Below are 11,957 nucleotides of genomic sequence, written 5' to 3'. Positions count from 1 at the left end.
TATGCGGGACCTCGCGGGTCTTACGGAAGACGCTCACAGCGCGCGGCCGCGCCTCCTAGGCTGAGGGGGATCAGCCCGGGCGACCCCCGGACCCGACCATCCCCTGGAGGACGACGATGTCAGCCCAGAATCCGGACCTCGAGATCGCCCAGGCGGCGACCCTGCTGCCGATCCATGAGATCGCCGAGCGCGCCGGAATCCCCGAGGAGGCCCTGATCCCCTACGGGAGCACGAAGGCCAAGGTGGACGTCCGCGCGATGGAGCCGACGGGCCGCACCGGCCGCCTCGTGCTGGTCTCCGCCATGTCGCCCACCCCCGCGGGCGAGGGCAAGTCCACCACCACCGTCGGCCTCGCCGACGCCTTCTCGCTGATGGGCCATCGCACGATGGTCGCCCTGCGAGAGCCCGCGCTCGGCCCGATCATGGGCATCAAGGGCGGCGCGACCGGGGGCGGCCACGCCCAGGTGGTGCCGATGGAGGACATCAACCTCCACTTCACCGGCGACTTCCATGCCATCCAGATCGCGAACAACACCCTCGCCGCCCTGATCGACAACCACCTCCAGCAGGGCAACGAGCTCGACCTCGACCCGCGCCGCATCCAGTGGAAGCGCGTCGTCGACGTGAACGACCGCGCCCTGCGCCAGGTCGTCATCGGGCTCGGCGGGCCCGGGCAGGGCGTCCCCCGCGAGGACGGTTTCGACATCGTCGTCGCCTCCGAGATCATGGCGATCCTGTGCCTCGCGACCGATCTCGCGGACCTGCAGCGCCGCATCGACGCCATCGTCGTCGGCTACCGTCGCGACCGCACCCCGGTGACCGTCGCCGATCTCCAGGTGGGCGGCGCGATCACCATGCTGCTCAAGGACGCCCTGCTGCCGAATCTGGTCCAGACCCTCGGCGGCACGCCCGCCCTCGTGCACGGCGGGCCCTTCGCGAACATCGCCCACGGCTGCAACTCCCTCGCCGCGACCCGCCTCGCGCTCTCCCTCGCGGACATCACCGTGACCGAGGCCGGCTTCGGCTCCGATCTCGGCGCGGAGAAGTTCCTCGACATCAAGTCCCGCCTCGGCGGACTCCATCCCGACGCCGCCGTGGTCGTCGCGACCGTGCGCGCCCTGAAGATGCACGGCGGGGTGGCCAAGGCCGACCTCGGCACCGAGGACCTCGACGCCGCCCTCGCCGGCACCGCGAACCTCGCCCGCCACGTGCAGAACCTGCGCAAGTTCGGGCTCGAACCGGTGATCGCCCTGAACCGCTTCCCCACGGACTCCGAGGCCGAGCTCGCCGCCGTCCTCGACTGGGCTCGGGAGCAGGGCTTCCGCGCGGCCCTCTCGGAGGTGTGGGCCGACGGCGGCGAGGGCGGCCGGGCCGTCGCCGAGCAGGTGCTCGCCGCGATCGAGGCCGGGGAGGGCGAGGGGTACCACCCGCTCTACGCCCCAGCGGGCGGGATCGAGGAGTCCCTGCGGACCCTCGCCCGTGAGGTGTACGGGGCCGACGACGTGGTGCTCACCGAGCGCGCCCCCGCCCAGCTGCGGATGCTGCAGCGAAACGGCTGGGACACACTACCCGTCTGCGTCGCGAAGACGCAGTACTCCTTCTCGGACGATCCGACGCTGCTCGGCGCCCCCACCGGGCACGTGCTGCACGTGCGGGACCTGGTGCCCAAGATCGGTGCGGGCTTCGTCGTCGCCCTCACCGGCGCGATCATGACCATGCCGGGACTGCCCCAGGAGCCGGCCGCCCTGCGCATGGGGGTCACCGAGTCCGGGGAGTCCGTCGGGCTGTTCTGAGAGCGGCCGACGGGGGGGCCGGGTCTTCCGGCGGGCGCCGCGGCCCGCCGGACCCGTCGGGGCTCCCGACGGGATCCGGCTCAGTGCCGCTCGTCGCGCTCCGCGACCTGCTCGGCCTCGCGCTCGGTCTCGTCGTCGAGGTCGATGTCGAGGATCTCCTCGTCCTCGACCTCCTCGGCGCCGGCCTCCGGCTCCTCCCAGTTGGGGTCGATGAGCGCATCCTCGTGCTCGCCGACCACGACGTTCTCCGGGAACCGCTCGGCGCCCTCCCCCGCCAGGCCCTCGTGGTCGTCCCCTGACTCGTCGACGAAGCCGTCCTCGTCGTCATCGTCGTCGCCTGCCGCGGCCAGCCGCGGGGTGAGCTCGTCGATCGCATAGTCGCCGCCGCGCACGAAGCCGCGCCGGAAGGCTGCGCGGCCCACCATCACGCTCGCGACCGGGACGGTCAGCATCTGCGCCAGGAGGACGGCGAGGAAGAGCGCCGCGAGGGTCCAGGAGCCGGTCGCGATCGCGACGCCGGAGAACACCAGGATCAGTCCCAGGGTCTGCGGCTTCGACGCGGCGTGGAGGCGCATCAGCACCCCCTGGAAGCGGTTCAGCCCGACCGCGGCGAGCACCGCGAGCAGCACCCCGAGTCCGATCAGGATCGATGCCACGATCTCGGCGACGCTCATCCTCGGCCTCCCTCGTCCGGGGCCCCGAAGGAGCCGTCGCCCGCCCCGAAGTCCTCGTCCTGCGCGCCGTGCGCGTCCTCCGCGGACCCGTCGGCCCCCATCGGGTCATCGGCGCGGCGGGCGCGATCGTCCTGCTCGTCGTCCTCGTCGTCCTCGGACCCGAACACCTCGAACCCGCGGTCCGCGCCATCGCCGCCGAAGCCGCTCGGCTCGACGTCGAGGTCGGTCGGGACGGTGTTCGCGGACGAGGCGCCGGAGGCCGCGCCGGGCCCCGCGGCTCCCGCGCGAGACGAGGACGGACCGGGGTCGCCGTCCCCGCTGACGTCATGGATCACCTCGTGCTCGGCGGTGACGGTGTCCGGCTCCTCGGGCTGCAGATGCCGCCCCTGCAACGTGTCCTCGCGGGCCACGAAGCGGGCGAAGGTCACCGTGCCGATGAAGGCCAGCCCCGTCAGCGTCAGCATCGCCGGGCCCGCCCAGGGCGCCCGCGCCTGGGCGGTGTACAGGGCGATGGCGAGCACCAGCAGCACCACGAAGGTGTCCGTGGACACGGCGCGGTCGAGAATCGTCGGCCCCACGATCATGCGGTAGACGACCACGAGCGAGGACAGGGCGAGCACCACCCCGCACACCAGCAGCACGATCTCGAAGGGACTCATCGCAGACCCGCCTCCTCGAGCAGCTCCCGACGCGCGAAGGCCCGCAGCAGGCGCTCCTCCTGGGCGAGAACGTCGGCGCGTGCCGCCTCGACCTCCTCCGCCGTGCCCGGGCCGATCGTGTGCAGGAACAGCATGCCGGTGGCCCGCTGCGCCTCGACCACCACCGAGCCCGGCACGAGGGTGCACACGATGCCGGTCATGGTCAGGAAGAAGTCGGAGCGGGAGGCGAGCTGCACGGCGATCACCGAGCCGGGCGGCGCCGGCGCCGGGCGGATCGCATACCAGCCCACCTGCACCGCGGAGACGCACAGGTCCACGAGGAAGCGCGCCAGGAAGGTGACCGCCGCGAGCGGGCGGACGGTCAGCTCATGGCCCATCGGCGGCATCGGGAACAGCCAGAAGACGAGGATCGCGGCGAGAGCCCCGCCGAGCACCGTGCGCAGGTCGACGGCGCCCCAGAGGAGGCACCACAGCAGGACCGCCGCCAGGATCCACAACCAGGAGCGGCGCAGCTCGTCCACCCGGCGGCTCATCGTTCCTCCACCCGCTGCCCCTGATCGTCGATCCGGTAGACCAGATCTCCCGCCGCCTCGTCGCCGAGCACCGCCGAGACGTACGGGGAGCGCTGCAGCACCGCGTGCGCCGCCTCGTCGGCGTAGTCCATGATCGGCCCGGCCAGCACGGTCAGCAGCAGGGAGAAGCCGATCATCGCGCCGGTGGCGCCGAGCATCACGCGCGGGATCGGCACGTCGCGCTCGACGATCTCCTGATCAGGCTCCTGCCAGAAGGCGCGGTTCCAGATCTTCGCGATCGCGTAGAGGGTCAGCAGGCTCGTGATCACGCTGACGGCGATGAGCATCCATCCCGCGGCGGTGTCGAAGGAGATGCCGGCCTCGATCAACCCGACCTTCCCGATGAAGCCCGAGAAGGGCGGAATGCCCGCGAGGTTCATCGCCGGGATGAAGAAGAGCACCGCGATCACCGGGGCGAGCTTCGCCAGACCGCCCAGCTTGATGAGGTTCGTGGTCCCGCCGCGGTGCTCGATCAGGCCCGCGGCGAGGAAGAGCGTGGACTGCACGGTGATGTGGTGGGCGACGTAGTAGATCGTCGCCGCCATGCCGGTCTGGGTGACCATGCCCAGGCCGAACAGCATGTACCCCATGTGCGAGACGAGGGTGAAGGAGAGGACGCGCTTGAGGTCGGTCTGCGCGACCGCGCCCAGGATCCCGATGAACAGGCTCAGCCCCGCCGCGGCGAGCAGCAGGTTCGAGATCTGCGAGGCGGGGAAGAGCAGCGTCTCCAGGCGCAGGATCGCGTAGATGCCGACCTTGGTGAGCAGGCCCGCGAAGACCGCCGTGACCGGGGCGGGGGCCGTCGGGTACGAGTCCGGCAGCCAGGCGCTCAGCGGGAAGATCGCGGCCTTGATCGCGAAGGCCACCAGCAGCATCAGCTCGAGGATCATCCGGGTGCCGGACTCCAGACCGTCCAGCCGCACCGCGAGCTCGGCCAGGTTCACGGTGCCCACCGCGGTGTACACCGCCGCGATGGCGGCCAGGAAGATCACCGAGCTGAGCAGGGAGACGATCACGTAGGTGGTCGCCGCGCGGATCCGGCTCGCCGAGCCGCCGAGGGTCAGCAGCACGTAGCTCGAGGCCAGCAGCACCTCGAAGCCGACGTAGAGGTTGAACAGATCGCCCGCGAGGAAGGCCATCGACACCCCGGCCACGAGCGTGAGGTAGGTGGGGTGGTAGATGGCGACCGGGGTCCGCTCCGAGGACTCGGAGACCGCCTGCGCGCTCGAGTAGACCAGCACCGCGAGGGTGACCAAGCTCGAGACCACGAGCATCATCGCGGTGAGCCGGTCGGCGACCAGCACGATGCCCAGCTGCGGGGTCCAGTTGCCGATCTGCAGCACCATCACCCCGCCCACCTCGGAGACGTGATAGCCGACGACGAGGGCGACAGCGAGGATCGCGGCGAGGGTGAGGATCGTCAGCCACAGCTGCACCCGCACGTGGTGGCGCAGCAGCAGGGTCACCGCGGCGCCGCCGAGCGGCAGCATCACGGGCAGGGCCAGGAGGAGCTCCATGCTCAGGACTCCTCCTCGGGGGCGTCGGGGGCGGGCGGGGTGTCGGAGGCGCGGGCGGTGCCGGGGGCGTCGGCCGCTCCGTGCCGCCGCTCCCGGCGGCGGCGCAGCTGGGCCCGCAGCGAGCTCGACTCTCCCTCGTCGGCCTCGGTGTGGTCCTGGGGGACGTCCTCGGCGCTGCTGAGGTCGGATCCGAGGGCGTCGGAGTCGTCAGGCCCGAAGCCCTGGGAATGCATCAGAGCGCCCCGGCGGGTCTCCTCGGAGAGCGCCTGCGACCAGGGCAGGTCCTCGACGTCCTCCGCCCGACGACGACGGCGGCGCAACACCCTGCGGTCCTCGACGTCGTCGGGGACCTCGTCGTGGCCGAACAGCTGCCAGGCCCGATAGGACAGGGCGACGCCGAAGGCGGTGATGCCCAGCGCGATCACGATCGCCGTGAGCACCATCGCGAAGGGCAGCGGATCGGTCATCTCCGCGGGATCCCCCGTGCCCTCGAAGGGCGGCAGGCCCTGCGGCCCGGCGGCGACGATGAACAGGACGTTCACGCCGTTGCCCAGCAGCACGAAGCCGAGGATCACCCGGGACAGGGTGCGCTCGAGCACGAGGTACACGCCGCAGGCGATGAGGATCCCCGCGGTGAGCAGGAGCAGCAGGCTAACGGGCATCGAGATCGGCCTCCTGGTGCTGGTCGATCTGGGCGCCGAGCGAGCGCAGGAAGTCGAGCATCACGCCCACCACCACGAGGTAGACGCCCAGGTCGAACAGGAGCGCGCTCGGGAAGTGCAGCTCGCCCAGCAGGGGCACGTCCACCACCGGGGTCGCGGTCGCGAAGATCGTCCCCCCGAAGAGCAGCGGCAGCACCCCGGCCGCGACCGCGATCGCCATGCCGGTGCCGAGCACGAAGCCGGCCTGCACCGGCATCGCCTCGGACAGCTCGTAGCGGCCGCCGGCGATGTAGCGCAGGGCGAGGGCGAGCCCGGCCACCAGGCCGCCCGCGAAGCCGCCGCCGGGATGGTTGTGCCCCGCCATGAGCAGGTACAGCGAGAACATCATGGTCATCGGGAAGGCGATGCGGGTGACCACCTCGAGGATCACCATGCGCCGCTCGGGCGCGAGCGTCAGCCCGGCCGAGAGCCAGGTGCGCCAGCGGTTGCCGCCCGCGACCTCGTCGGGGCGCGCGTCGAAGTCGAGCGCGTTCTGCGGCAGCGCCGGATCGGCGCGGCGGCGCCAGATCGAGGGACGTTCCGAGAGGTCGCGGACCCGCGAGATGCCCTGTTCGCGGCGGGTGACGAAGATGAGCGAGGCGACGCCGGTGGCGACCACCAGCAGCACCGAGATCTCGCCCATGGTGTCCCAGACGCGTGCGTCGACCAGCGCGACGTTGACGACGTTGTGGCCGCCGCCGATCTCGTAGGCGGGCTCGATCAGCGAGGGGCCGAGCGGGTCGGTGGACCGCGCGTCGGCCGCGTAGAGCACGGCGCCGCACAGCACCACGGCGGTCGAGATCGCGATCCCCCAGCGTCCCCAGGCGCCGATCCGCAGCGGCCTCCGCGAGAAGTGCAGCGGCAGGCGCCGCAGCACGAGCACCAGCACGACCGTCATCGCGGTCTCCACGAGCACCTGCGTGGTCGCGACATCGGGCGCGCCCGCGACGAGGAAGAGCAGGGCGATGCCGTAGCCGGTCACGGAGATGAGGAAGACCGCGCGCAGCCGCCGACGGGAGCGGGCGGCGCCGATCGCGGCGAGCGCCACCACCGGCAGCACGAGCAGCTCGATCGGGTGCTGCATCAGCACCAGGTTGTCCGGGACCGGGGCGCCGACCAGCGCCACCGGGCCGACCAGGGCGATCAGCACCAGCAGCATCGTGCCCAGGGTGTAGGGCAGGGAGCCGCGCTGGAACAGCGGCGTGACCGCGATCGCGAGCAGATCGGTCGCGCGCATCAGCTTGCGGAACAGGCGCTCCGCGTCGAGCCAGTCCTGCAGCTCCTCACGGGCCCAGCGCTGCGGCGAGACGCGCTTCTGCAGCGTGTTCAGCCAGCGCATCCGCGAGGCCAGCAGCGCACCGGTCCCGAGGGTCACCGCGGAGGCCAGCAGCGGCACCCCGAGATGCGGTAGGACCACCAGGTGGATGCCCTCCTCGCTCGGCGGCAGCCCCGCGGAAACGCCCCGGAGGACCTCCTCGAGCGGCCCGAGCACGGCCACCAGCGCGATGGACAGCACGGCCACCGCGGCGGGCGGTGCCCAGAAGAGCACGGGGATCGTGGGGCGCGGCAGCGGCGGCGCGCCGGGTGCGGGGCCGAAGGCGCCCTTCACGAAGCGCCACGAGTAGGCGACGGTGAGGACCGACCCGGCGACCAGGGCGATCAGCAGGATGCGATGCCACGTCTCCCCGTACCAGAGCGCCGAGTAGAGCGCTTCCTTGGCGACGAAGCCGAACAGCGGGGGGATCGCCGCCATCGACGCCGCCGAGACCGTGCCGATGAGCGCGACGACGGGGGCGACCCGGCCGACGTCCTGCAGCACACGCAGGTCGCGGGTGCCGAACTTCTTGTCGATGATGCCGACGACCATGAACAGCGGCGCCTTGAACACCGCGTGGGCGAGGAGCATCGAGATCCCGGCGAGGACGGCGTCCTCGGTCGCGAGCCCGGAGATCGCGGTGAGGAAGCCGAGCTGGGAGACGGTGCCGTAGGCGAGCAGCAGCTTGATGTCGGTCTGGCGGAGGGCGCGCCAGCCGCCGAGCAGCATCGTCGCGGCGCCGAGCACGGCTAGGAGGATGCTGATCGCCTCGAGATGCGAGAGCGCGGGGGCCGAGCGCAGGATCAGGTAGACGCCCGCCTTCACCATCGCGGCGGCGTGCAGGTAGGCGGAGACGGGGGTCGGCGCCGCCATCGCCCCGGGGAGCCAGAAGTGGGTGGGGACGATCGCGGACTTGCTCAGCGCCCCGACCAGCACGAGCAGCATGGCCGTGATCAGGAAGGGATCCGCCTGCGCCCACATCGGGTCCGCCACGATGTCGGAGAGCCGCATCGAGCCGGCCGAGCTCGCCATCATCAGCAGGCCCACGAGCATCGACAGGCCGCCCGCGGTGGTCGAGACCAGCGCGTTCATCGCGGCGCGGCGGGAGGCCTGCTTGTCCTGGTAGTGACCGATCAGCAGGTAGGAGAAGACGGTGGTGAGCTCCCAGAAGGTGAACAGCACCATCGCGTCGTCGGCGAGGACCAGCCCCAGCATCGCACCGGCGAAGGCGGTGAGCACGCCCGCGAAGCGGCCCAGCCCCGGCTCGGTGTCCGAGAAGTAGCGCGCGCAGTACAGCAGCACGATCGCGCCGATCCCGGTGGCGATCAGCGCCATCACCCAGCTCAGCGGGTCCAGGCGGAGGGCGAGGTCGACCCCGAAAGCAGGGATCCACGGGACGGAGACCTCGACGGGTGCCGCGGCGAGGGCGCGCGGGTCGATCGTCGCGAGCCAGATCGCGGAGCCCGCCGGCACCAGGGCCAAGGGGTAGAACGCATTGCGTCCCATCGTCCGCACCAACCACGGCCCGAGAAGAGCCGCCGCCAGGTGGGCGAGGAGCATCGACAGCATGCGGTCTCCGTCCGGCGGGCGTGGGGAAGGGGGCCTCGACCATTCTACGGGACCGACCCCCACCGAATCTGTGTCCACCTGAACTCCTCCGGGCTCCACTGGACTCGCCTGGACTCCACTGGACTCCTCTGGACTCTTCACCCCCGGCGCTCCGTACAGTGACCCCATGGCCACCTCCTCGGCCCCGGCCGACCCCGGGACCCCGCTCTCCGCCCGCTTCTCCCCCCGCGAGCTGCGCCGCGCCGTCGCCTCCTTCTCGGCCTGGGACGGCGGCATGTCCGCCTTCAGCTCCGTGATCCTCACCTTCGTCTTCGCCACCTATGTCGCGAGCGGCGTCGCCGCCGAGGGCGTCGTCGGCGACGCGGCCCGGAAGGCCGCCCAGGACCACGGCTCGCAGGTGCTGACGACCTGGCAGTCGATCGGGGCGATCGCGATCGCCCTGCTCGCCCCGCTGCTCGGCAATCTCGCCGACCGCGGCGGCGCCCGCAACGCTCTGCTGCGCATCACCACGCTCGGCACCGTCGCGGTCGTCGCGCTCATGCCGCTGGTCGCGCTGGACCGCGACTACCTGGTCCTGGGCGCGGTGCTGATCGCCCTCGCCGTGGTGTTCAGCGAGCTCGCCGGGGTGTTCGTGAACTCGGTGCTGCCCGAGATCTCGACGCCGGAGAACCGCGGCCGGGTCTCGGGGACCGCCTGGGCGGTCGGCTACTGGGGCTCGATCGTGTGCCTCGTCCTGGTGCTGGTGCTCTTCGTGATGCCGGGCACCGGGGTGCTCGGCCTCCCGGCCGAGGACGGCTGGAACCTGCGGGCCATCCCGATCTTCGTCGCCGCCTGGATCCTGATCGGCACCCTGCCGCTGATGATCTGGGCGCCGCGGCACACCGCCACCGCCCCCGAGCAGCGATGGACCCCCTGGCAGGGCTACGCGAGCATCATCCGCCGTGTGATCCGGGCCGTGAAGGAGGAGCCGGTGATGCTGCAGTACCTGGTGGCCTCCGCGATCTACCGCGACGGGCTCGGCGCCGTCTTCTCGATCGCGGGCGTCCTCGCCGCGAACGCCTACGGGTTCTCCACGACCGAGGTGATCATCTTCGGCATCGCCGCGAACCTGGTCGCCGGCGTCGGGGTGTTCCTCGGCGGACGCCTCGACGACCGGGTGGGGCCGCGGCCGGTGATCATCGCCGGTTGCCTGGGCATCATCGTGCTGGGGCTGGTGGTGCTGGCCTTCTCCGCGACCGTCGTGTTCTGGGCCGCGGGCCTGGCGATCTGCCTCTTCGTCGGCCCCGTGCAGTCCGCCTCGCGGAACCTGCTCACCCGCCTCTCCCTGCCGGGCCGCGAGACCGAGAACTTCGGCCTCTACGCGACCACCGGCCGGGCGCTCGGCTTCCTCGGCACCGCCGCCTTCGCGATCACGGTCGCCGTCTTCCAGGACACCCGCACCGGCATCCTCGGCATCGTGCTGGTGATCGCGATCGGGCTCGTGGCCTTCCTGCCGATCCGTCTGGGAGCCGCCGGACGGCCCGCCGCGCGGGCCTGAGCGGCGCCGCGCCCGAGCGGGCCGGGATCAGGCGGGAACTGGCGGGCTCAGGCGAGATCCGGCGGGCTCAGGCGAGATCCGCCGGGTCCACCAGGAAGCCCTCGAGATCCAAAACGTACCCGCCGACGGTCTCCACGAGCAGCCCGGCGATCAGCCCGATCCGCCGGTACGCGGCAGACCACCGCTCCGCGGTCTCGGCATCCGGGGCCTCGAGGGCGTCCTCCTCGTCGTTGGCCGGGAGGTGCACCAGCTCGTAGTCGACGGTCTGCGCCTGCCAGCTGACCGCAGCGAGGGCGCTGTGCCGACCGCCGCGGCCGACGCGGATCTCCAGATGATCCCCCGCGTCGAGCGGCACGGTCAGGCTGTAGCCCGCTCGGAGGGAGTCCTCCGGCGCGCGGTCCAGCTCGGCCTCGGGCTCGAGCGGCGCCAGCAGCTGGGCGAAGGACTCGGGGGCGAGGGCGTGCGTGCTCACCACGGTGAGGTCGCGGACCGAGAAGGGATGGGGCTCGAGGCGGGTGCCGCCGTCGGTCACGACGGCGCCGTAGAGCCGGCGCCCAAGGGACCAAGCGAGGTCGAGGGCACGGCGCTCGGGACCGAAGGGAAGGCCCTCCGGGAAGGCGCGGCCGTAACCATGGGAGTCGACGAGCTGCTCCCCGTCGGCCTCCTCGCGCACCCGCGGCGTGTCCAGGGTCCAGCGGCCGGCCCCGCGCGGTGAGCGGTCGGGCACGAGGCGGGCTCCCTCCCCCAGATCGATCGCCCCCTCGTCGTCGACCTCGGCGCCGGGGCGCACGTTGCGCACCATCAGCAGGACGTCCTGCGGAGCGGTGTCGCGGGGAAGCTGCAGGCGATGCCGGGTGCGCTGATCGACGAGGGTCGGGGCGGCGTCGGCGGGGGTCACTGTCCGTCCTCCACGGGGATCCGGGTGCGATGGAAGTTCTGGGCCGAGCGCGAGGGGGTCGGCCCCCGCTGACCCAGGTAGCGATTGAGGTTGCCCTCGCTGCCGTAGGGGCGCTCGGCCGGGCTCGAGAGGCGGAAGAAGCACAGCTGGCCGATCTTCATCCCGGGCCAGAGGGCGACCGGGAGCGTGGCCATGTTGGACAGCTCGAGGGTGATGTGGCCGCGGAACCCGGGATCGATGAACCCCGCCGTCGAATGGGTGAGCAGGCCCAGGCGACCCAGGGAGCTCTTGCCCTCGAGGCGCGCCGCGATGTCATCGGGCAGGCAGATCTGTTCATAGGTCGAGGCGAGCACGAACTCGCCCGGATGGAGCATGTACGCGTCGTCCGGCGCGACGGCGACCTCGCGCGTCAGATCGGCCTGTTCCACGGCGGGATCGATCATCGCGTGCTTGTGGTTGTCGAACAGGCGGAAGAAGCGGTCGATCCGCACGTCGACGGACGCGGGTTGGACCATCTCCTCCTCGAAGGGATCCAGGCGCACGCGCCCGGCCTCGATCTCGGCACGGATGTCTCGGTCGCTCAGCAGCACGGCACCCAGCCTATCCGCCGTCCCCGGGAGCGGACAGGACGTCCCACCCCCGGGCCCCGGTTCGCGGAGCAGGCCGACGGGAGGGTATGCTGACTCGCGTCCTCCTGGACCGGAGCCCTTCGAGATGGATCT

Annotated in this window: 10 protein-coding genes; 2 read left to right on the top strand and 8 right to left on the bottom strand. The window is 71.9% G+C overall.

Features of this window, described 5'->3' with window-relative positions; translation table 11 throughout:
* Window positions 1-116 precede the first annotated feature (116 nt).
* Window positions 117-1,793: a formate--tetrahydrofolate ligase gene (locus V1258_RS06540; protein ID WP_329748899.1), complete on the top strand. Its 1,677-nt coding sequence runs from the start codon at window positions 117-119 to the stop codon at window positions 1,791-1,793.
* 80 nt (window positions 1,794-1,873) lie between these two features.
* Here the strand turns inward: V1258_RS06540 and mnhG are convergent, their stop codons facing one another.
* Genes mnhG through V1258_RS06510 form a run of 6 tightly spaced genes read right to left on the bottom strand, consistent with a single transcriptional unit; the run spans window position 1,874 to window position 8,800 of the window.
* Window positions 1,874-2,467 (bottom strand): monovalent cation/H(+) antiporter subunit G, encoded by a 594-nt coding sequence (gene mnhG / locus V1258_RS06535; protein WP_329748898.1) that lies wholly within the window; start codon window positions 2,465-2,467, stop codon window positions 1,874-1,876.
* The gene (locus tag V1258_RS06530) at window positions 2,464-3,126 is read right to left on the bottom strand and encodes a monovalent cation/H+ antiporter complex subunit F (protein WP_329748897.1); all 663 of its coding nucleotides are present in this window, start codon (window positions 3,124-3,126) and stop codon (window positions 2,464-2,466) included. The genes mnhG and V1258_RS06530 overlap by 4 nt, the downstream gene beginning before the upstream one ends.
* Window positions 3,123-3,659: a Na+/H+ antiporter subunit E gene (locus V1258_RS06525; RefSeq protein WP_329748896.1), complete on the bottom strand. Its 537-nt coding sequence runs from the start codon at window positions 3,657-3,659 to the stop codon at window positions 3,123-3,125. Before V1258_RS06525 ends, V1258_RS06530 begins: the two co-directional genes overlap by 4 nt.
* Window positions 3,656-5,215 carry a Na+/H+ antiporter subunit D gene (locus tag V1258_RS06520; RefSeq protein WP_329748895.1) on the bottom strand — a complete coding sequence of 520 codons (1,560 nt, stop codon included), beginning with the start codon at window positions 5,213-5,215 and terminating at the stop codon, window positions 3,656-3,658. The genes V1258_RS06525 and V1258_RS06520 overlap by 4 nt, the downstream gene beginning before the upstream one ends.
* Window positions 5,216-5,217: 2 nt before the next feature.
* Complete coding sequence (locus V1258_RS06515) at window positions 5,218-5,877, bottom strand: Na(+)/H(+) antiporter subunit C (protein WP_329748894.1); 660 nt, start codon at window positions 5,875-5,877, stop codon at window positions 5,218-5,220.
* Window positions 5,867-8,800 carry a Na+/H+ antiporter subunit A gene (locus V1258_RS06510; RefSeq protein WP_329748893.1) on the bottom strand — a complete coding sequence of 978 codons (2,934 nt, stop codon included), beginning with the start codon at window positions 8,798-8,800 and terminating at the stop codon, window positions 5,867-5,869. Before V1258_RS06510 ends, V1258_RS06515 begins: the two co-directional genes overlap by 11 nt.
* Before the next feature lie 166 nt (window positions 8,801-8,966).
* On the opposite strand from V1258_RS06510, the gene V1258_RS06505 reads away from it, so the two are divergent.
* Window positions 8,967-10,337, top strand: a complete 1,371-nt coding sequence (locus V1258_RS06505; protein WP_329748892.1) for an MFS transporter — start codon at window positions 8,967-8,969, stop codon at window positions 10,335-10,337.
* Between the two features lie 67 nt (window positions 10,338-10,404).
* On the opposite strand, the gene V1258_RS06500 is transcribed toward V1258_RS06505, so the two are convergent.
* Both V1258_RS06500 and dcd read right to left on the bottom strand, forming a co-directional pair.
* A complete protein-coding gene (locus V1258_RS06500; RefSeq protein ID WP_329748891.1) occupies window positions 10,405-11,235 on the bottom strand; it encodes a hypothetical protein in 831 nt (276 codons plus the stop codon).
* Window positions 11,232-11,825, bottom strand: coding sequence for a dCTP deaminase (gene dcd / locus V1258_RS06495; RefSeq protein ID WP_329747331.1), 594 nt, complete (start codon window positions 11,823-11,825; stop codon window positions 11,232-11,234). The genes V1258_RS06500 and dcd overlap by 4 nt, the downstream gene beginning before the upstream one ends.
* Window positions 11,826-11,957 lie beyond the last annotated feature (132 nt).

It is taken from the genome of Brachybacterium sp. J153, assembly GCF_036311905.1.
Lineage (GTDB): Bacteria > Actinomycetota > Actinomycetes > Actinomycetales > Dermabacteraceae > Brachybacterium.
The sequence above is the reverse complement of the archived record's forward strand: the minus strand, read 5'-3'. Positions and strand labels throughout refer to the sequence as shown.

Bases quoted from the DNA above. Each gene is read 5' to 3' on its own strand.
- V1258_RS06540 (WP_329748899.1), top strand. From the start codon at position 117: ATGTCAGCCCAGAATCCGGACCTCGAGATCGCCCAGGCGGCGACCCTG.
- mnhG (WP_329748898.1), bottom strand. From the start codon at position 2,467: ATGAGCGTCGCCGAGATCGTGGCATCGATCCTGATCGGACTCGGGGTG.
- V1258_RS06530 (WP_329748897.1), bottom strand. From the start codon at position 3,126: ATGAGTCCCTTCGAGATCGTGCTGCTGGTGTGCGGGGTGGTGCTCGCC.
- V1258_RS06525 (WP_329748896.1), bottom strand. From the start codon at position 3,659: ATGAGCCGCCGGGTGGACGAGCTGCGCCGCTCCTGGTTGTGGATCCTG.
- V1258_RS06520 (WP_329748895.1), bottom strand. From the start codon at position 5,215: ATGGAGCTCCTCCTGGCCCTGCCCGTGATGCTGCCGCTCGGCGGCGCC.
- V1258_RS06515 (WP_329748894.1), bottom strand. From the start codon at position 5,877: ATGCCCGTTAGCCTGCTGCTCCTGCTCACCGCGGGGATCCTCATCGCC.
- V1258_RS06510 (WP_329748893.1), bottom strand. From the start codon at position 8,800: ATGCTGTCGATGCTCCTCGCCCACCTGGCGGCGGCTCTTCTCGGGCCG.
- V1258_RS06505 (WP_329748892.1), top strand. From the start codon at position 8,967: ATGGCCACCTCCTCGGCCCCGGCCGACCCCGGGACCCCGCTCTCCGCC.